Source organism: Aquibacillus kalidii (genome assembly GCF_014280935.1).
Classification (GTDB): domain Bacteria; phylum Bacillota; class Bacilli; order Bacillales; family Amphibacillaceae; genus Aquibacillus_D; species Aquibacillus_D kalidii.
In genome coordinates this window covers 436,559-455,531 of record NZ_JACLZI010000036.1, presented here as the reverse complement: position 1 = coordinate 455,531, position 18,973 = coordinate 436,559, and the positions used below count along the sequence as shown (strand labels likewise).

Sequence of the window (18,973 nt, the reverse complement as noted above, 5' to 3'; positions counted from 1 at the left end):
AGTACCGAGTTTTATAGTTCTTACTATTTTAATAGGGAATAAGACGGTAGCTCTGTAACTTGAGGTTGTTGGCCTCTTAAGAAAGCTGTTAAGCCGGTTCTAGCTAACTCTTTAATTCCGTATGGGCGGAGTAGATCAATCAACGCCTCAATCTTTTCGGGTTTTCCTGTTACTTGAATGGACAGACTATCTTTACTTACATCTATAACAGATGCTCTAAAAGGTTCGATAATTCCTTGAATTTCACCTCGCAATTGTGGGCTAGTTAGAACTTTAATTAAAGCTAGTTCCCTAGCAACAATTGCTTTATCTGTTATATCAGAGACTTTTAACACATCAATTTGTTTATTTAATTGTTTGGTGACTTGTTCTAGCTTTTGATTATCTTCAACGTCAACAACAAACGTCATTTTGGAAATACCGTCAACTTCTGTACGGCCAACAGATATGCTATCAATGTTGAATTGTCTTTTTTGTAGTAAACCTGTAACACGATTTAGAACACCGCTTCGATTTTGAACAGTTGCTGTTATAATACGTTTCATGGTTTCACCCCAATCATTTCATTAATTCCTGCACCTGGTGCAATCATCGGATAGACATTTTCTTGTTGAAGAACGCGGCAATCAACAACTACAGGACCATCATAGCTTAGCAGTTCAGGCAATGATTTTTTCAAGTCTTCTTGTGTAGTGATTTTCATACCTTTAATATCATAAGCTTCAGCAAGTTTTACAAAGTCTGGTTGAATACTAAAGATTGATTCAGAGTAACGTTCGTCATAAAACTTTTCTTGCCATTGACGAACCATACCGAGTGCACCATTGTTAGCAATAATAACTTTTACTGGTAATTTGCGTTCCTGAAGAATGGATAGCTCTTGTAGTGTCATCTGGAAGCCGCCATCTCCAACTATCGCAACAACTGTTTCTTCAGGTGCTGCAAGTTGTGCACCAATAGCTGCTGGGAAACCAAACCCCATTGTTCCTAGTCCACCAGAAGTCACCCAGCGGTTAGGTTTATTAAATGAATAATATTGAGCTGCCCACATTTGGTGTTGACCTACGTCAGTAGTAACAATCGCATCTCCATTAGTAGCTTCATGAATCTCTTTTACAAGCCATTGAGCTATCATGTCTGACTCAGGTTTATTAAACCAGAGTGGGTAGTTCTGTTTATTTGATTCCAATTTTGCTAGCCAACTTTGGTGATTTGGAGATTGTTTAGTTGACTTTATAAGCTTGGTTAAAGCTGCTTTAGAATCAGAAACAATTGGAATGTGGGTCAGTACATTTTTGCCGATCTCAGCTGGATCAATATCAATGTGTGCAACTGTAGCTGAAGGGGCGAAATGTTTTAAATTACCTGTTAATCTATCATCAAATCGTGCCCCGATATTTATAAGCAAATCACATTCATATAAAGCGGTATTAGCTGAATATGTCCCATGCATTCCTGCCATCCCTAGAAAAAGGTTATTATCCCCCGGGAATGCTCCTAACCCAAGTAGGGTAGAGGTAACGGGTATTTGGTGTTCTTCAGCAAAGCTTTTTAACTCATCGGAAGCTTTTCCTATAATAACTCCAGCTCCAGCCAAAATTAATGGTTTTTCTGCCTTACTAATTGCTTCGGCTAATTTTTTAATTTGTAATGGGTTAGGTTTCAATGTAGGTTGATAACCTGGTAAGTGAAAATCTGTTTCAAAAGTTCCTTCACACGGTGCTGCTGAAATATCTTTAGGGATATCTACTACGACAGGTCCTGGCCTGCCTGTTGTCGCGATATGAAATGCTTCCTTCACGATTCTTGGCAAATCCTTGATGTCTTGAACTTGGTAGTTATGCTTCGTAATAGGAGTTGTAATTCCTATTACATCTGCCTCTTGAAAGGCGTCTGTTCCAATAACGCTACGGTTTACCTGCCCTGTAAATACAACAAGTGGAAGAGAATCCATCATGGCATCTGCTATACCGGTTACTAGGTTCGTAGCCCCAGGTCCAGATGTTGCAATGACAACACCAGGTTTTCCGGAAACACGGGCATAGCCTTCAGCTGCGTGAATGGAACCTTGTTCATGACGAGCTAGAACTTGATTAAATGATTCTTTAGCTTTATATAGCGCGTCAAAGATAGGTAAAACAGCACCTCCTGGATAACCAAATAAGGTATCAACACCTTCATTGATTAAAGATTCGACAAATAGATCTGCACCTGTTTTTGGCTCTGTTTTAACTTTTGCCTCTGGCTTCGCTTCTACTCTTACCATTGTAATCCCTCCTAAAAAGAATAATAATTTTGAAAATTCCAACTATAATTTCTTTCTCTATATACAGAAAAAAGACCTATTTCTAACCCAATTAACTGCAAATAACAAAAAAAGCAGAATAACAAGGGAGAAAAGGTCTTTTCTTTTCACGGTACCACCCTGATTCACAAACATTTTTACAAATGTTGTCTCATGAAGCTAGTAAAAATACAAAAGCTTCTTTTGATAACAGGTGCTTTATATACACCTGGTTAAGCCTAATAGGTAAAAACCTTTCAACTTAACACTCAGGGACGATGTCAGAATAAGGTGTATTTCCGGGCTTCCAGCAACCCCGGCTCTCTGTAAATACATAATCTTATTCCTTTATTCCCGTCGTCGATTTAATTTATATTTTTTGTTTATCTTATTCTATACTAGGATGCTAATAAAGTTAATACTTAATACTAACTTACTACAAATTAATGGTCATGCCTATAGGAAATTTTTATTTAATTAAAATTTCATGACTCCACCGGTATTGGCTGATGTAACTAATTTTGCGTATTTGCCTAAGTAACCTGTTGTGATTTTTGGTTCAGGTTTCTTCCAAGTTGCTTTCCTATTAGCTAATTCTTCATCAGCAACCAATAGTTCAATTGACCTGTTTTCTAAGTCGATGACAATTTCATCACCGTTTTTTACATATGCAATTGGTCCGCCTTCTGCAGCTTCGGGCGAGATATGACCGATTGAAATCCCTCTAGTAGCTCCAGAAAACCGGCCGTCTGTAATTAAGGCTACTTCTTTACCGAGCCCTCGGCCTGCGATGGAAGAGGTAGGGGCGAGCATTTCAGGCATACCAGGTCCACCTTTAGGTCCCTCATATCGAATTACGACAACATGTCCAGAGCGAACAGTTCCGTCATCGATGCCAGCCTGTGCTTCATCTTGAGATTCGAATACGATTGCTTCACCTTTGAACTGCTTAATGGATGGATCAACTGCACCTACTTTAATAACTCCTCCATCTGGGGCAAGGTTACCATGTAATATAGATAATCCGCCCACTGGACTATATGGGTTATCTTTTGTACGGATAACATTTTTATTAAGGATTTTTGCATCTTTCACATTTTCATAAATGGATTTACCTGTTATGGTGATCCGATCTTTATGAATTAAACCATCTATCTTGCAAAGCTCGTTTATTATGGCGCTTACGCCTCCAGCAAGATGGACATCGTGCATGGAATAATCAGATGCCGGACTTATTTTGGATAAATAAGGTACTTTCTCTGCAATTTCATTAACGGTTTTCAGATCATACGCTATACCAGCTTCATGTGCGATAGCTAATGTATGTAGTACTGTATTAGTTGAACCGCCCATTGCCATATCTAGAGCAAATGCATCGTCTATTGTTTCTTTAGTTAAAATATCTCTAGGCTTAATGTCTTTCTCAATTAAGTTCATTAAATGTTTGGCAGCTTGATAAATTAACTCATGTCTTTCCTCAGAAGTTGCTAAAATAGTACCATTTCCTGGAACAGTAAGACCGAGCATTTCCATAAGGGAATTCATGGAGTTGGCAGTAAACATTCCGGAACAAGACCCACAAGTAGGGCAAGCTAGCGTTTCTAATTCAGTTAATTCTTCCTCGGTCATGTTACCCGAATGATATGCGCCGACACCTTCGAACATGGAAACTAAAGAAAGTGGTTTTCCTGAAGGAGACATACCAGCCTCCATTGGTCCACCTGAAACAAATACAGATGGGACATTGGTTCTTGCTGCAGCCATTAACATACCGGGTGTAATTTTATCACAGTTAGGTATGAAGAAAACTCCGTCAAACCAGTGCGCATTTATCACAGTTTCTGCACTATCGGCAATAATTTCTCGGCTCGGTAGCGAGTAACGCATTCCGATGTGCCCCATTGCAATACCGTCATCGACACCAATGGTATTGAATTCAAATGGAATACCACCGGCTTCACGAATGGCATCCTTTACAACTTCAGCAAATTTGTTTAAATGTCTATGACCTGGAATAATATCTACATAAGAGTTACATACCCCAATAAATGGTTTTCCGATGTCGCTCGTCTTCACCCCGGTTGCATGTAATAAGCTTCGGTGGGGGGCACGATCAATACCTTTTTTAATCATATCGCTTCGCATGTTGTATCGCCTCATTCACTGTCATTTTATTTGGGATATCTTTGGCTACTATTAAACTTATAAATTTTTAAGGATTAAAATTTTTATAAGGAATACGTTTCTATTAAGTTACGAAATCTTTTGATTGACGACAATAATACAACCATTTTAATAGAAGGTCAACAGGTTTAGTGAAAATTTTCTGACATTTAAGAAAAGTAGCAATATCGGTAAGCGATTCCATAACTAATACTGTAAGAAAACAATGTAATTGTGAACGTTTTTGAAACGCTTTCTTTAAAAGGGTGGTTATTGGAATTTAAAGGTATATAAGTGAAAAAACATTACTTATTATGTTAGAAAATATAACGGTTTGGGTGAGAGGTATGACTGACGGTTAATGATCTCGTTCATGTTAAAATAGTAATAATACGTTCTAAGGAGGAAACCATGAAGAAAGAATTATGTATTATTCCCTGTGGCAGGAAAAAGATTTGGGATAAGTATGCTCATTTGGGTGCTGTTTCTGCAAAAGAAGCCTATATTGGGACTTTTCATCGCTTGTGCGAGCAATACGCCACAACTTATTTTGATAACTGGATTATTTTATCGGCAAAACATGGTTTTTTGTTACCTGTAGATACAGTGTCAGGAAACTATGATGTAACGTTTAATATGAAAAGTGACGAAATTATTTCGATTAATACGTTGAAAAATCAAGTTATTTATAAAAATTTAAATAAATATGAAAATATCGTTGTACTAACTGGAAAGAAATACCGTCCAATAGTAGAAGCTAGTTTTCATAAAGATGTTACCATTCAATTCCCGCTCTTAGGTTCTAAAGGGATTGGACACATGCAAAGAACATTAAAGGAAAGTGTGTTAAATAAGAAACCAATACATCAAATGTTTTAGTTTATTAATAAGCTTCAATTTAGACCATGCACATATTGCCTTCTCCTGAATAGATAAGTATAGGGGCCATGAGATACATTAATTCTTTTACTTAAAAGAGAAGATCTTCAGGTTAAATGGGAATTAATGATAAAAGGTACCAATACAGAAAGCATCTAAAGGGAGAGTGTTTAGGAATGTTTTATCATGTTAAAGAGCTTCAGTATAGAGCTAAACCGGAAAGACCCGATCCTATTTTTGCAAAAAAATTACAGGAAATTTTAGGTGGGCAATACGGTGAAATGTCTGTCGCACTGCAGTATTTGTTCCAAGGATGGAATACGAGAGGTGGCGATAGTAAATATAAAGACTTACTGATGGATACAGGTGCGGAAGAGCTTGCTCATATAGAAATGCTTGCAACTATGATCGCTAGATTACTAGACGGTACACCGGAGGTAGATCTTGACCAAGCTGTTACGGATCCAACTGTGGCTGCTATTTTAGGTGGAACGAATCCTCAGCATGCAATCGTATCCGGAGCAGGAGCTTTACCGGCTGATAGTGTAGGGAATAGATGGTCTGCAAAATACATTGGAGCTAGTGGTAATCTGTTAGCCGATATGAGAGCTAACTTGACAGCTGAGTCCATGGGGCGCTTACAAGCTGTAAGATTATACGAAGAAGCTGATGACCGTGGGGTTAAGGATATGCTTTCTTGGTTAATTGCTCGTGACACGATGCATCAAAACCAATGGTTAGCAGCAATCGCTGAATTAGAAGCAAAAGAAAACGTCGTAGTACCAAGTACTTTCCCTCGGGAACTAGAAAAACAAGAAGTGTCATATACATTATTTAATTATTCTGCTGGAAACGAGAGTGCCACTGGGCGCTGGGCGTATGGAACTAGCATGGATGGCCTAGGTGTCTTCAATTATGTAGAAAATCCTGTTCCTTTTGGGAAAAAGCCAAAGTTAAGTCCTGCACCAAAATGGCTACATGACACACCACTAAATGTTTTAAGGACATCTAATATTCACCCGGATCCAGATAAGTACTAATCAGACTATAGAAAACGGACAACATATTTGTTGTCCGTTTTACTCATTTGAGAAGAAATCTGTGGTAACTATTTCTAAGTTCTCGCAGTGAAATGATACCTTTCTTGCATATTATTTAGTAATATAAAATGGATAAAGTTAATATAAAGGAGAAATGATGATGGGAAGTCAATACAGTCAAGTTTGGGATCTAGATGTCCTGTTTCCAGGTGGAAGTGAATCAGTAAAGTTTGATACATATTTGAAAGATCTAAGTGATAACATGGATAGATTGGAGTCTAATTTAGCAGATATAGATTTATCTATTTTAGGTGAAGATTCTAGTAGCTTAGAAAAAATGATTAACACGTTAGATTTGACTACCAAACAATTGAATGAAGCTTCGGCGTTTATCGGATGTTTATCAGCGCAAAATGTAAATGACAAAAAGGCTAGGTTACTAGTAGGAAGAAGAAATGAGTTGTTCGCGATCTATCAAAGTAGTTTAACTAAACTAGATAATCTTTTAGTTAAAATAGAAGAATCTTCCTGGTCTAAACTAGTTAATAGTGTTGAACTTAAACCTTTTTCTTTTATTCTTGATGAAAGAAGAAGATTGGCTAAGGATAAACTCCCACCAGCTCAAGAGATGCTTCTTAATGACCTATCTGTTGATGGGTACCATGCATGGGGAGAAATGTATGATGCTATTGTGAGTAAAATGACGGTGCATATTAATCAAGATGGGAAAGAAGAAAATTATTCAGTTGGTCAAGCAGCAAATTTTTTAAACGATGCTGATCGTCAGAAGCGTAAAGCTGCATTTACAGCATTAGAAGGTGCTTGGTCTGAACAATCAGATCTCTTTAGCGAAACACTTAATCACTTAGCTGGTTTTAGATTACAGACATATAAACACAGAAACTGGAAAGATGTATTAAAGGAGCCACTCACATATAACCGGATGGACTCTAAAACATTAGAGGTGATGTGGCAAGCCATTACTGAAAATAAACAAATTTTTGTGTCTTATTTACAGAGAAAAGCACAATTACTTGGTCTTGAAAAACTTAGTTGGTATGACTTGGAAGCTCCTATTGTTTCATCCACAGAGAAAGTAGAATATGATGAAGCGGCTAAGATGATTGTAGAGCAATTTGGGAAGTTTAGTAAAAAAATGGCGACATTTGCACAAAGAGCATTCGACGAAAATTGGATTGAAGCAGAGGACAGACCTGGAAAACGCCCAGGTGGATTTTGTACTAGTTTTCCAGATAGTAAGCAAACGAGAATATTTATGACCTATTCAGGCAGTGCAGCAAACGTAGCCACTTTGGCACATGAATTAGGTCATGGATACCACCAACATATTATGGATGAGTTAGAAACATTGAATCAAGGATATGCCATGAATGTTGCTGAAACAGCTTCTACCTTTGCGGAAATGATCGTGGCGGATGCAGCTGTAAAGAACGCTAATTCTATGGAAGAAAAAATTTCTTTACTTGAAGACAAAATTCAAAGAAGTGTTGCCTTTTTTATGAATATTCATGCTAGATTTCTATTTGAAACAAGGTTTTATGAGGAACGAAAAACAGGACTAGTGTCTGCAGATAGATTGAATGAAATTATGGAAGAGGCTCAAAAAGAAGCGTATTGTCAGGAATTAGAGAAGTATGATCCAACGTTCTGGGCATCAAAACTGCATTTTCATATAACAGATGTACCGTTTTACAACTTCCCTTATACATTTGGCTATTTATTTAGTTTAGGCATATATGCTAATGCAGTGGAAGCACCCGAAACTTTTGAAGAATCCTATAATGAACTTCTTAAGGACACAGGTCGTATGACAGTGGAAGAGTTAGCTAGGAAACATCTGAATGTAGAACTCAATCAACTAGATTTTTGGCAAAAAGGCATCCAACTTTGTATAAAGGATGTAGAAGAATTTCTTGAGTTAACGGAAACAAAGCAATAATTTTACTATAGAAAATGTCTAGTAATTATACTACTAGGCATTTTTTATGAAATTAATAATGTTGCTAGGTTTACCATACTTGTGTATAATTACGACTGTTAAAATAGCATAAATAAACAAAGCCTTCAGGGGGAGCCTTTTTATTGGCTGAGAGTGACTTGTTGTCAGACCCTTTGAACCTGTTAGTTAATTCTAGCGTAGGGATGGTGGCTGTTGATGGTATAGTATCAATGTATTTGGGTTTCTCCATCAGGAAGCTTCCCTATGGCATTGTTTTTTTATTGCCAAAAATAGAAGGGGAGTATAATTAGATGGATGTAAAAAGAACGTTATTTTTAGTTGAGGTGGCTATCTTTGCCTCGTTTGCGATTGTTTTAGACCTTATCCCATTTTTATCATTTAAAATCTGGCCACAGGGTGGTTCTGTTTCACTTGCGATGATTCCGATTTTCTTAGTTGCATTTCGTTGGGGGACAAAGGGTGGTTTATTAGCAGGTTTATTATATGGCCTTTTACAATTAATTATAGAACCGCATATTAGACATTGGCTCCAAGCAATATTGGAATATGGTGTAGCATTTGCTGGGTTAGGGCTTGCGGGTCTATTTGCAAAACAAGCTAGAAAAGCAATTAGTGCCGAAAATAGTAGAGCATTTATACGAAATGTAATCATGGGTGTTTTATTGGGGTGTAGTGTTCGCTATCTTGCCCATATACTAGCTGGTGTTGTATTTTTTAAGGAATATGCGCCTGAGGGGATTCCCGTCTGGTGGTATTCGATTACATATAACGGAACCTATATGCTACCATCCTTTATTATTTGTACCGTGGCTGTTTGGTTGTTATTTTCTAGACAACCGCGTTTGATTAAAATTTGATTATTAAGAGCCTTTCCTATACTTAGGGGGCTCTTTTTATCTATAATAAAAGTATCTAACAAGTATTTGCGGGTGTTGTTTTCAAAAAAAGGTTTAATAGATACTCCTGTTAGAGGAGGTAAAAGCCTTTCCATTATAAAAAATGGGTCTATGATACGGTGATACTTTATATCCCACTTGCGATACGATAACAAATATTATAATGATGGAGGTAATCATGAAAAAGAAAGATATTGTTGCAACCTTTTCAATTGTAGGTTTTGATCCGGAAACAGAGGAACTAGGGATAGCGGTTCAATCGAAATTCATTGCAGTAGGTTCTGTGGTACCATGGGCCAAGGCAGGAGTTGGTGCAATTGCTACACAAGCTTTTGCAAACCCGGCTTACGGACCGGATGGATTAGCCTTGCTAGAAAGTGGTAAGTCAGTGGAAGAAGTCATCCAATTATTAACTGAAAAAGATCCAGATAAGGAAGATAGACAATTTGGCATAGTCGATGCCAAAGGTAATGTAGGAACATTTACTGGGAATAATTGTTACGATTGGGCTGGAGGAATAACGGGAGAAAATTTTGCTGCGCAAGGGAATATACTAGTAAATGAGGAAACAGTTACAGCTTTAGGAGAAGGATTTAAAAAAACTACAGGATCTTTAGCTGAAAAATTATTGGCTGCACTAGATGCTGCGCAAGAGGCTGGCGGAGATAGCCGTGGTAAACAATCAGCTGCAATTTATGTTGTGAAAGAAAAAGGAGGATACGGTGGATTAAATGATGTATTAATTGATCTACGAGTTGATGATCACCCTGAACCAATCAAAGAATTAATTCGCCTTTATCATTTACAGCAATTGTACTTCGGAGAAACAAAAACCGAAAATATTCTAGAGATTAGTGGTGAAGTTAGAGAGGAACTTATCAACGGTTTGATTAAATTTGGTTATCTACATGATCAAAAGGTTGATGATAACAAGCTGTATGATCAATTTACCAGATTCATACATACAGAAAACTTTGAAGAACGTGAGTTAGAAAAAGGCAAATTAGATAAAGAAGTGTTAGATTTTATAAAGAATAAATAACATGCGTTAAATGGAGTTGTCCTTTTTTGGGACAACTCTTTTTAATTTCATACAACTATCCGAAGATTCTGTATGAAATGAATATCGTCACCTAGATTTAGCTATGAGCATAGGTTATAGCACAGTTATTTTTTTAACTGAGAATAGGAGGCGATACAGGTATGGCAGAATTGACAGTGTCTCATTTATTATATGGTCTCTTTACATTAGCCATTATCGTAACAATGATGTTTAGGAGAGGAGTTGTACTCCCGACATTATTGGGTACATTTCTTGTGGCTTGGGTTTATCAAGGGAGCATTATAGATGGGTTTACAGCAGTATTTAATGCTAATTTGGTCGCTGCCAAAGAGCTTTTTAATATATTTTTAATCATTACCTTCATGGTAGCTTTATTGCACTCTTTAAGAGATTTAGGTGCAGATAAACGAATGATTAAGCCGATTCAAAAGGTGATGATTAACGGTCATGTTGCTTTCTTTGTATTAGTAGGGGTAACGTATATAATATCATTATTCTTTTGGCCAACTCCGGCTATTCCATTAATTTGTGCTTTATTAGTTCCAGCTGCTATTCGTGCAGGGCTTCCTGCTATGATGGGGGCGATGGCTGTAGCTTTAGCTGGTCAGGGGATGGCTTTATCTTCTGATTATATTATACAAGTAGCACCAGGATTGTCTGCAAAGGCTGCTGGTGTAGAGGCGGGAACAATACTAAATCAAGTGTTGGTTTTATCCCTGATTACAGGTTTAGTTGCCATTGGTTTAGCGTACCTCTTAAATCGTAAATTAATAAGGTCTAAAGATGACCCGATGGTTGCAAATGAACTGGCATCCATGCAAGGTTCAGAAGAGGAATCATCCAGAATTATGGAAAGTAAAAACTTATCACTCTGGAGCAAGGTGTTTGCGGTAGTAGTGCCTGTTTCAATGTTAGCTGTCATGATTATTATGGTTTCAACAAAACTGACCTCAGGGAGAATGGGCGGATTTGAAGGGGGAGATGGTGCGGCATTTATTGGTGGTGTAGCCATAATCTTATTATTGTTCTCTTCCTTTGCATTTGGTAAACATCGTTCTTTAGATTATGTGAGTGAACATATTATAAATGGGTTTGTGTTTGCTTTTAAAGCAATGGGTCCGGTTATTCCAATTGCAGGCTTTTTCTTTTTAGGAAGTTCAGATTTTGCAGGTAGTATCTTATCATTGGGAGATGAAGCCAAGCCAGCTTTACTTTTTGATTTAGTAAAGTCTACTCAGGAGTATTTACCACAAAATGCATTCTTAGCAGCTTTTAGTATCTTAATTATCGGAATTATTACTGGCCTTGATGGATCTGGATTCTCAGGACTACCACTTACCGGCGCGTTATCAGGAGCGCTTGCTAATAGTGGAATTGACCCATCTACTTTAGCAGCAATAGGTCAAATGGGCTCAATTTGGACTGGTGGGGGTACCATTATTGCTTGGTCCTCTTTAGTTGCAGTAGCGGGTTTTTGTGGCGTACCTGTAATGGACTTAGTACGTAAAAATTTCGTTCCTGTTATTTTAGGTTTAATTGTATCGACAACATGTGCACTGCTGTTGTTTTAATAAATAACTATTAAAAAGCCAGGTGATTTTTAACCTGGCTTTTAATGTTCTTTTTAAATGTACTGGTAGGTTTAACTTGAAGATTATAGAAGGGGAAAAAGAACTAATTGATATGTCCATGGATAATTGTTACCTTGCTAGCTCATGGGAGAGCTGTACACACATGAGAGTACATTCATCTAGGGGCATTGCTAAGATAAAGTTGAAGTGAATCGGATACTTATGCTTCGTAAATGGAAATGGGGATGTGATACCATATTATCAAAAGGTAAGGTAGAAGGAGGAATTATTAAAATGAAGGCTTTTGTACATAGAGGGAATGAGGTTGTGTACACGGACATAAATGAACCAGTTGTGAAAGAAGGGCAGGTTATTGTAGCTTTAAAGGTTGCTGGTCTAAATCATCGTGATTTGAATATTCCAAATAGAAGAGGAAACAATTCTGAACCTTTAATTCTTGGTTCTGACGGTGCTGGTGTTATTGAACAAGTGGGTGAGGGGGTAAAGGCATTTAAGGTTGGAGACGAGGTAATAATTAATCCTGGGTTAGGTTGGAAAGAAAACAGCGATGCACCTCCGGAAGGATTTGAAATTGTAGGGCTGCCTGATCATGGGACATTTGCCGAGAAATTTATCATATCAGAAGATTACATTGAACATAAACCTGCGCACTTAAATTGGGAAGAAGCAGGGGTACTGGCACTAGCTGCTTTGACTGGTTATCGAGCCCTTTTTACTAAAGGTGTCATTAAGCCAGGTGAAACAATTTTTATACCTGGGGCTGGAAGTGGTGTAGCTACTTTTATAATCCAATTTGCGAAAGCTGTGGGCGCGAGAGTAATTGTCTCATCGAGAGACCCTCAAAAAAGAGAGAAAGCAATCGATATTGGTGCTGATCTTGCGATTGATACGAATAGTGACTGGAAAGAGATCCTGAAAAATGAGCAGATTGACTTAGTTATTGATAGCGTTGGTAAAGCAACATTTAATCGTGCTCTTGCTATTTTGAAGCGAGGTGGCAGAATGGTGACATTTGGTGCAACAACTGAAGATGAGCTATCTATAAATATAAGACAGTTCTTCTATGGACAATATCAATTATTAGGTTCCACAATGGGAAGTAAGGAGGAATTACAGAGTATGCTTCAGTTTATTGAAAAGCATAATATTAAGCCTATAGTGGATAAAATATACCCACTAAGTGCAACGGGAGATGCGTTTGATTATCTCAGAGATGGCAATCAATTTGGAAAAATAGGTCTCTTAATTTAAATAGGGCGTTATTTTTTCAACTGCCTCTTTAAGCTTGTTACTATTATTATAGTACATTTGTTTACCTTTTTTGTCTTCAGACGTTAAAGCCAATAATTCCATTTCTGCTTGGCATTTCTTTAACCTAGCTAATAATAATGGTTTTTCTTTGGAAGTAGGTGCCTTCAGTTGATCGTCATATAAATCAACCGTCAGTTCTCCTGATTGATCTATCTGTCCTAGAAAGACATTATCTAAAGAAACGTCTAGTAAGGTCAGCTCTGTCTTTAACCAATTTACACTCATCCCTGTGGAAGCTAAAGGTTCTAGTAAAATTTCACCGTCCATAATTACTGTTTGGGGTTCTTTGATAGAAGCAACCGTTACACCTAAATCTTTTGGTGTTAACGGTTGGTTTTCTTTTTTTTGTAAAACACTTAGGCTACCATCAGTTTCAAGAACTGCGAATTCTACATCTGTGATCTGAAAGATGTTTTTATTACGTAACTTTTCTAATAATTCATCTGTCGTAAATTTTTCTTTCTTTAAATTATTTTCAAGTATCTTTCCATCTTTGACGAAAACAGTACCTTTACCTTCTACAATGTCACGAAACTTTTTATTTCTTATTGCTAAAAAGCTGACAAATAAAGGGATAAAGAACCAAACAGCAACCCCAATAATGCCGTGCGAAAACTTTCTTTCTGTACTAATGGCTATTTCGGCCACAATACTTCCTATCGTTATTCCTGTAATATATTCAAAAACACTTAATTGAGAGAGCTGTTTTTTTCCTAATATAGTTGTAATAACAAATAAGATGATTAACAAGCTTACTGATCTTAAAACAACATTCAGCCATTCAGACATAGTTACTTCTCCTCTTCAGTTTTGCCTGTTTCCTTATTGCCTTTCGTCTGTTCTATAATACGAAAAGATAGGTCGCTTTTTACTTCATCTAATAATAACATTGTGTCATTGAATACTTGTGAAGCATCCTCAGTTTGGGAACCATTCGATAAACTTGATAACGTGCTTTGAATATATTTAATATTTGCTATACAGTGCTTAACTTGAGTAGATTCCGACATTTTCCTGTTATCCTTTCGGTTTAAATAAAATAGCCCCTATCATACCAAATATAATCGCTGCAGAAATACCAGAACTTGTTACTTTAAACATTCCAGTGATAACTCCGATTAAACCATGTTTTTCAGCCTCTTCCATGGCGCCGTGAACGAGAGAGTTACCAAAGCTTGTAATCGGAACTGTAGCGCCTGCCCCCGCAAAGTCAATTAATGGTTCGTACAAGCCGAAACCATCTAACAATGCACCGACTACAACTAAAGTACTCAATGTATGGCCAGGAGTTAATTTAAATACATCAAACATTATTTGGCCAACAACGCAAATTAACCCACCAACTAGGAAAGCCCATAGAAAAACCATTGCTTAAACACCTCCATTTTCGATTGAGACAGCATGGGCAATACAAGGGATACTTTGTTTTTGTTTGGTAGTTAATGGTGATAGTAAAGCACCGGTAGCAACTACTAATATTTTGTTTATCTCACCTTTTTTCATCCGATTTAAAAAGTGGCCATAAGCTACTGCTGCTGAGCATCCAGCACCACTAGCACCAGCGAACACGGGTTGTTCTTCGCGGTAAACAGTTAATCCACAATCAACATATTTTGATTCATCAATTTTTGTACCGTTTTTTTTGAATAAGTCTAATGAAACTTCTCTCCCAATATGTGCAAGGTCACCCGTAATAATTAAATCGTAATAAGAGGCATCGACTCCTCGTTCCTTCAAATGAGTTTCAATCGTATCCACGGCCGCTGGCGCCATTGCTCCTCCCATATTGAAAGGATCAGATATGCCCATGTCAACTACTTTTCCAATTGTTGCGGAAGTAACTCTAGGTCCCTCACCTTTATCACTAACTAATGCTGCGCCTGCACCTGTAACAGTCCACTGTGAAGTTGGAGGTTTTTGACCTCCATATTCTGTAGGATACCGGAATTGTTTTTCTACAGCAGCATTATGACTGGAGGCGCCAGTAAGAATGTAATTAGCACCTTTTCCATTAACGATAAAGGCGCTCAATGCTAAACCTTCCATAGAAGTAGAACAAGCACCGAACAATCCTAGGTAAGGTGCTCCAAGTGTTTTTGCAGAGAAACTAGTAGGGGTTATCTGGTTAATTAAGTCACCGCCTAAAAAGAATTGTACTTGTTCCTTTTGTATTTCTGCTTTTTCTAAAGCCTTTTGACAGGCTTCATCCATTAATAATTTATGAGCCTTTTCGAAGGAATCCTGGTTCATCCACAGATCAGAATGGAGTAAGTCAAAGTCATTTGGTATGTTTCCATCAGCTTCAAAAGGGCCACCTACAGCTCCTGTCGAGATAATTACTGGTTTATTTTCGAAATTCCATGTTCTATTTCCAGATAACATTATAATCCACCCCATTGTATTAGGATTGTTTTAACTAAAGCGATAATAAAAGCAGAAAAAACACCGAACAAAATAACTGAACCGGCAAGCTTAAACATATTTCCGCCTACACCTAGTACAAATCCTTCGGTTCTGTGTTCAATAGATGCGGAAATAACCGCGTTGCCAAATCCTGTTACTGGAACCGCTGTTCCTGCACCAGCAAACTGTGCGATGTGGTCATAAACACCGAAACCTGTTAGAAGCATTGTAATAAAGATTAATGTGGCTACAGTAGGGTTTCCTACTGTTTGTTCTGTAAAATTGAAGTAGTACATGTAAAAAGTAGAAATCGCTTGTCCGATTGTGCATATTGTTCCACCGACTAAAAAGGCTTTTATACAATTTTTAATTACCGGTCGTTTCACTTCCCGCTTTTTTGCAAATTGCTGATATTTTTGTTGCTCGGGAGTTAATTTATTCTGTTTTTTTGACATTTTAATCTCCCTTTCTTATGCTTCGTCATTAATAAGTTTTTTTATTTTATCAAACCTTTTTTTTAGTTCTTCTTTGTCTAATGCATTATTTTGTATTTCTTGTTCGAGTTTTTCAACTTCAATATATATTTTCTGATCTGAGGACACTTCTATATTCGTTTCAGGAAATATTTTTTCTAATTTTTTTTGTATCCTCGATTCATGGTTTTGCTCTTTAAACTGCTGTATTTGTTCAACATTAATTGCTAAGAGTAAATCTTCCTCTGTATTAATCCCTCTTAAGGATTCAATCTCATTATTAATTCGAACATATTCTTTAGCTTTATTAGTAAGCGATTGATCAATAGGAGACGTGTTGCTTATTTTAGTAACGTCACCGTCAGAATCTTTCATCGTTATACGGTTATCGTTTTCGTCCGTATTACAACCACTGATTAGTATCGTAAGTAGAAGAATACTTAGGATATGTTTAGGTTTAGTAAGTATCATTTTCATCATCCTAAAAAAGAATATTTAATTTCCAAAAATCTTTTTACTTAGGTGGTCAAATCAAACAAGCTTACTAGTAGAGTGAGAAAAAACCATGGTAAATATTCTTGAGAAAATCTTACATTTTATAACAAAAAGTGCGTTGAATATGTCATAATATGAAGTACAGCTTAAATTAGGGTTAAAAAAATTTCCAGAAATTATAAAAAAAGTGAAACATTTTAGATGATACAAACGTCTTAAATTATAGAAGAAATAAACGGAGAAGGAGGGTTGTCCGGTTGATAAAACGTATATCGGTTTTGACATTAATTCTAATCGTTTTTGGAATGGCGACAGTCTATTTTTTAAATGAAACAACAACAGCGGAATTAAAAGATACAGTGAAAATAAGGGAAGAACAAGGGGACTTTATTGTTCATTTGAGAGTAGAAAAGGTTGAAAATAAAGGATATCAGATATTGCGCTCTATAGAATATCAAGGGAAAGAACCGATTACGATTGAACACCGAACACCCTTAATTGCAGTGTCAGTTAATCGTAGTAATGCCCACTTTACTGGTAGCCCTGTTACGAAAACACTCAATCCAGGTGACATTTACCATCCTCAAGAGCCTAAAAATGATGAGCCGCTTGATAGGGGAGAACACATGTTATATATCCATACGCAGTTTGTTACAGATGGAGAAACAGTGGATATTAAAACAAATAAACCAATTGTATTTGAATAAGAAAAGGCTACCAACAGGTAGCCTTTTCTTTTGATGAAATTGTTATAGGATGTTTATCTCTTATTAAATTGCTTTGACTGTACGTATGTCGTTACATCCATTCTTGTAGGTATTGTTAGCTTTCGTGTCATTTGCGCTGACCACGAATCCTGCCTTTGGTTAAAGGATCGTTCTTTGTAATAGGCAGCTATCTTCGAATCAAATTGTTCAATTTCTTGTGTGAGCTGATCATGATTTGGATACTCATTTTCAAAGAAATAGGCCTTTTTTGGTAAACGTGGCTTTTGATCTGGATTGTGATCCGGTGTTCCTATTGCAAGACCGAACAATGGGATAACATGCTTTGGTAAGTGGAAAAGTTGATCAACCTTTTCCATATTATTTCGAATACTCCCTATATAACAAATCCCGAGACCAAGAGACTCTGCTGCTATTGTTGCATTCTGAGCTGCTAGTGCAGCATCAATGGTTGAAACAAGAAGGTGTTCCGTATTTTCTAGGTTAAGAGTCATTTCCTCATATTCATTTTCCGATCCATTAACAGAGTTTCTATACAGGTCTGCACAAAATAGTAATAAATGTCCATTGTCCTGCACGTAAGGTTGATTGGTAATCTGAGCTAATTCTTTTTTCTTTTCCTCATCAGTGACGCTTATAATTGAATAAGCCATTAAATAGCTAGAAGTGGATGCTTTGCTTGCTGCTTCCACAATAAGATTTAATTGATCATCTGAAACTTTATCATTTGTAAATTTCCGGATGGAACGATGGTTTAAAATGGTTTCTATTGTAGTATTCATAAAAAGAACTCCTCTTTAACATAATCTATTTTCAATTTTAGTGATTATTCGAAGTGAACGACTTTTTCCTTTGTTTGTTTGTCAGTTGTAACCCATTCTTTTAAGTTATCATTAACATTTAAATCTGGTATGGAAACGGAAATATCATTGTTGTTCAACCATTCAACACTTTGGATCGGCCACTCATAATTAGTAATAGGCACATCCTCAACTAAAGATAAGGTATCCCAATCCTTTAAATCAATAACAGTAATTCTGTTCACTTTAGCATTTATCGTTTGATCCTCGCGACTGAATAAGAATAGTAATTTGTTTCCATCAGGGGAAGAAATTACTTGTTCTAAATGAGACAAATCTGCGATTAATTTTGATCTCCCATCCTCCGTCTGATCTAAAAGTATATAGGAGCATTCGTTGTTAACACAGGAAAATTGTAGTAGATACATCGTGTTGTTATATGATACATCAATTTTATCTAATTTCATTTTTGCGATCTCTGCACTTTTGTTTTGAGAACTTTCTAAGTATGATTTTAAGATGCTAATATGATTTAAATTTAGAATTACCTGTTCATTTTGTAAGTTAAATTCTAATAACATTTCTGCTTGTTCTTTGTCTTTTTTTTCTTCATCACCATCACTTTCAATTAAAACAGTTTTTTCTTCTGTAGGTTGATTTGGAACGTCTTTCTTAGTAATCGTTGGTGTATCATTTGAACAAGCTACAAGTATGGTAAAGCAGGTCGCAATTAGAAACTTACTTTTTTTCACGTCAACCTCTCCTAGACAGCAAATTAATATTTATCTTATCTCATCATAAATATTTTGCGATTATTTCACCTGAATAAAATGAATTTTACCAATAACAAAAAACGTTTTAGCTGTGT

The 18,973-nt window shown here is 36.7% G+C and carries 19 protein-coding genes and 1 riboswitch; of the genes, 8 read left to right on the top strand and 11 right to left on the bottom strand.

Translation table 11 applies throughout. The annotated features are described in order from the left end of the window. Positions 1 to 23 precede the first annotated feature (23 nt). The 3 genes from ilvN to ilvD form a co-directional block, all read right to left on the bottom strand. Positions 24 to 545 carry an acetolactate synthase small subunit gene (gene ilvN, locus H7K77_RS09960; RefSeq protein WP_186577661.1) on the bottom strand — a complete coding sequence of 174 codons (522 nt, stop codon included), beginning with the start codon at positions 543 to 545 and terminating at the stop codon, positions 24 to 26. Further along, complete coding sequence (gene ilvB / locus H7K77_RS09955) at positions 542 to 2,266, bottom strand: acetolactate synthase large subunit (RefSeq protein ID WP_186577660.1); 1,725 nt, start codon at positions 2,264 to 2,266, stop codon at positions 542 to 544. The genes ilvN and ilvB overlap by 4 nt, the downstream gene beginning before the upstream one ends. A 495-nt stretch (positions 2,267 to 2,761) precedes the next feature. After that, a complete protein-coding gene (gene ilvD / locus H7K77_RS09950; RefSeq protein WP_186577659.1) occupies positions 2,762 to 4,429 on the bottom strand; it encodes a dihydroxy-acid dehydratase in 1,668 nt (555 codons plus the stop codon). 429 nt (positions 4,430 to 4,858) lie between these two features. Here ilvD and H7K77_RS09945 point away from each other — a divergent pair, with 429 nt between their 5' ends. The 7 genes from H7K77_RS09945 (at position 4,859) to H7K77_RS09915 (ending at position 13,149) form a co-directional block, all read left to right on the top strand. Continuing rightward, positions 4,859 to 5,326, top strand: a complete 468-nt coding sequence (locus H7K77_RS09945; protein WP_186577658.1) for a DUF6884 domain-containing protein — start codon at positions 4,859 to 4,861, stop codon at positions 5,324 to 5,326. A 176-nt stretch (positions 5,327 to 5,502) separates the two neighbouring features. Further along, positions 5,503 to 6,366: a manganese catalase family protein gene (locus tag H7K77_RS09940; protein ID WP_186577657.1), complete on the top strand. Its 864-nt coding sequence runs from the start codon at positions 5,503 to 5,505 to the stop codon at positions 6,364 to 6,366. 160 nt (positions 6,367 to 6,526) lie between these two features. After that, positions 6,527 to 8,326 carry a M3 family oligoendopeptidase gene (locus tag H7K77_RS09935; protein ID WP_186577656.1) on the top strand — a complete coding sequence of 600 codons (1,800 nt, stop codon included), beginning with the start codon at positions 6,527 to 6,529 and terminating at the stop codon, positions 8,324 to 8,326. Positions 8,327 to 8,444: 118 nt separating this feature from the next. Beyond that, positions 8,445 to 8,547: riboswitch (TPP riboswitch) on the top strand. A 90-nt stretch (positions 8,548 to 8,637) separates the two neighbouring features. Beyond that, positions 8,638 to 9,204 carry an energy-coupled thiamine transporter ThiT gene (gene thiT, locus H7K77_RS09930; RefSeq protein ID WP_186577655.1) on the top strand — a complete coding sequence of 189 codons (567 nt, stop codon included), beginning with the start codon at positions 8,638 to 8,640 and terminating at the stop codon, positions 9,202 to 9,204. Positions 9,205 to 9,421: 217 nt separating this feature from the next. Then, on the top strand, positions 9,422 to 10,285 hold the full coding sequence (locus H7K77_RS09925) for a DUF1028 domain-containing protein (RefSeq protein ID WP_186577654.1): 864 nt from the start codon (positions 9,422 to 9,424) through the stop codon (positions 10,283 to 10,285). A 161-nt stretch (positions 10,286 to 10,446) separates the two neighbouring features. Beyond that, positions 10,447 to 11,877: a hypothetical protein gene (locus tag H7K77_RS09920; RefSeq protein ID WP_186577653.1), complete on the top strand. Its 1,431-nt coding sequence runs from the start codon at positions 10,447 to 10,449 to the stop codon at positions 11,875 to 11,877. A gap of 294 nt (positions 11,878 to 12,171) precedes the next feature. Next, positions 12,172 to 13,149 carry a zinc-binding dehydrogenase gene (locus H7K77_RS09915; protein ID WP_186577652.1) on the top strand — a complete coding sequence of 326 codons (978 nt, stop codon included), beginning with the start codon at positions 12,172 to 12,174 and terminating at the stop codon, positions 13,147 to 13,149. Here the strand turns inward: H7K77_RS09915 and H7K77_RS09910 are convergent. Genes H7K77_RS09910 through H7K77_RS09885 form a run of 6 tightly spaced genes read right to left on the bottom strand, consistent with a single transcriptional unit; the run spans position 13,141 to position 16,556 of the window. Then, positions 13,141 to 13,998 (bottom strand): DUF421 domain-containing protein, encoded by an 858-nt coding sequence (locus H7K77_RS09910; protein ID WP_186577651.1) that lies wholly within the window; start codon positions 13,996 to 13,998, stop codon positions 13,141 to 13,143. The genes H7K77_RS09915 and H7K77_RS09910 overlap by 9 nt on opposite strands. A 2-nt stretch (positions 13,999 to 14,000) precedes the next feature. Continuing rightward, entirely contained in the window at positions 14,001 to 14,219 is a 219-nt protein-coding gene (locus tag H7K77_RS09905; protein ID WP_186577650.1) for a DUF1657 domain-containing protein, read from the bottom strand. Positions 14,220 to 14,226: 7 nt separating this feature from the next. After that, a complete protein-coding gene (spoVAE, locus tag H7K77_RS09900) occupies positions 14,227 to 14,577 on the bottom strand; it encodes a stage V sporulation protein AE (protein WP_186577649.1) in 351 nt (116 codons plus the stop codon). Positions 14,578 to 14,580: 3 nt separating this feature from the next. Next, the gene (gene spoVAD, locus H7K77_RS09895) at positions 14,581 to 15,591 is read right to left on the bottom strand and encodes a stage V sporulation protein AD (protein ID WP_186577648.1); all 1,011 of its coding nucleotides are present in this window, start codon (positions 15,589 to 15,591) and stop codon (positions 14,581 to 14,583) included. Beyond that, complete coding sequence (gene spoVAC / locus H7K77_RS09890) at positions 15,591 to 16,067, bottom strand: stage V sporulation protein AC (protein WP_186577647.1); 477 nt, start codon at positions 16,065 to 16,067, stop codon at positions 15,591 to 15,593. The genes spoVAD and spoVAC overlap by 1 nt, the downstream gene beginning before the upstream one ends. Before the next feature lie 15 nt (positions 16,068 to 16,082). After that, positions 16,083 to 16,556: a YhcN/YlaJ family sporulation lipoprotein gene (locus H7K77_RS09885; RefSeq protein ID WP_186577646.1), complete on the bottom strand. Its 474-nt coding sequence runs from the start codon at positions 16,554 to 16,556 to the stop codon at positions 16,083 to 16,085. A 281-nt stretch (positions 16,557 to 16,837) separates the two neighbouring features. Between H7K77_RS09885 and H7K77_RS09880 the strand changes: the two genes are divergently transcribed. Next, positions 16,838 to 17,287 (top strand): hypothetical protein, encoded by a 450-nt coding sequence (locus H7K77_RS09880; protein WP_186577645.1) that lies wholly within the window; start codon positions 16,838 to 16,840, stop codon positions 17,285 to 17,287. 53 nt (positions 17,288 to 17,340) lie between these two features. Here the strand turns inward: H7K77_RS09880 and nfsA are convergent, their stop codons facing one another. Next, on the bottom strand, positions 17,341 to 18,087 hold the full coding sequence (gene nfsA / locus H7K77_RS09875; protein ID WP_186577644.1) for an oxygen-insensitive NADPH nitroreductase: 747 nt from the start codon (positions 18,085 to 18,087) through the stop codon (positions 17,341 to 17,343). A gap of 44 nt (positions 18,088 to 18,131) precedes the next feature. Further along, complete coding sequence (locus H7K77_RS09870; protein WP_186577643.1) at positions 18,132 to 18,857, bottom strand: hypothetical protein; 726 nt, start codon at positions 18,855 to 18,857, stop codon at positions 18,132 to 18,134. Positions 18,858 to 18,973 lie beyond the last annotated feature (116 nt).

Bases quoted from the DNA above. Each gene is read 5' to 3' on its own strand.
- ilvN (WP_186577661.1), bottom strand. From the start codon at position 545: ATGAAACGTATTATAACAGCAACTGTTCAAAATCGAAGCGGTGTTCTA.
- ilvB (WP_186577660.1), bottom strand. From the start codon at position 2,266: ATGGTAAGAGTAGAAGCGAAGCCAGAGGCAAAAGTTAAAACAGAGCCA.
- ilvD (WP_186577659.1), bottom strand. From the start codon at position 4,429: ATGCGAAGCGATATGATTAAAAAAGGTATTGATCGTGCCCCCCACCGA.
- H7K77_RS09945 (WP_186577658.1), top strand. From the start codon at position 4,859: ATGAAGAAAGAATTATGTATTATTCCCTGTGGCAGGAAAAAGATTTGG.
- H7K77_RS09940 (WP_186577657.1), top strand. From the start codon at position 5,503: ATGTTTTATCATGTTAAAGAGCTTCAGTATAGAGCTAAACCGGAAAGA.
- H7K77_RS09935 (WP_186577656.1), top strand. From the start codon at position 6,527: ATGGGAAGTCAATACAGTCAAGTTTGGGATCTAGATGTCCTGTTTCCA.
- thiT (WP_186577655.1), top strand. From the start codon at position 8,638: ATGGATGTAAAAAGAACGTTATTTTTAGTTGAGGTGGCTATCTTTGCC.
- H7K77_RS09925 (WP_186577654.1), top strand. From the start codon at position 9,422: ATGAAAAAGAAAGATATTGTTGCAACCTTTTCAATTGTAGGTTTTGAT.
- H7K77_RS09920 (WP_186577653.1), top strand. From the start codon at position 10,447: ATGGCAGAATTGACAGTGTCTCATTTATTATATGGTCTCTTTACATTA.
- H7K77_RS09915 (WP_186577652.1), top strand. From the start codon at position 12,172: ATGAAGGCTTTTGTACATAGAGGGAATGAGGTTGTGTACACGGACATA.
- H7K77_RS09910 (WP_186577651.1), bottom strand. From the start codon at position 13,998: ATGTCTGAATGGCTGAATGTTGTTTTAAGATCAGTAAGCTTGTTAATC.
- H7K77_RS09905 (WP_186577650.1), bottom strand. From the start codon at position 14,219: ATGTCGGAATCTACTCAAGTTAAGCACTGTATAGCAAATATTAAATAT.
- spoVAE (WP_186577649.1), bottom strand. From the start codon at position 14,577: ATGGTTTTTCTATGGGCTTTCCTAGTTGGTGGGTTAATTTGCGTTGTT.
- spoVAD (WP_186577648.1), bottom strand. From the start codon at position 15,591: ATGTTATCTGGAAATAGAACATGGAATTTCGAAAATAAACCAGTAATT.
- spoVAC (WP_186577647.1), bottom strand. From the start codon at position 16,067: ATGTCAAAAAAACAGAATAAATTAACTCCCGAGCAACAAAAATATCAG.
- H7K77_RS09885 (WP_186577646.1), bottom strand. From the start codon at position 16,556: ATGATACTTACTAAACCTAAACATATCCTAAGTATTCTTCTACTTACG.
- nfsA (WP_186577644.1), bottom strand. From the start codon at position 18,087: ATGAATACTACAATAGAAACCATTTTAAACCATCGTTCCATCCGGAAA.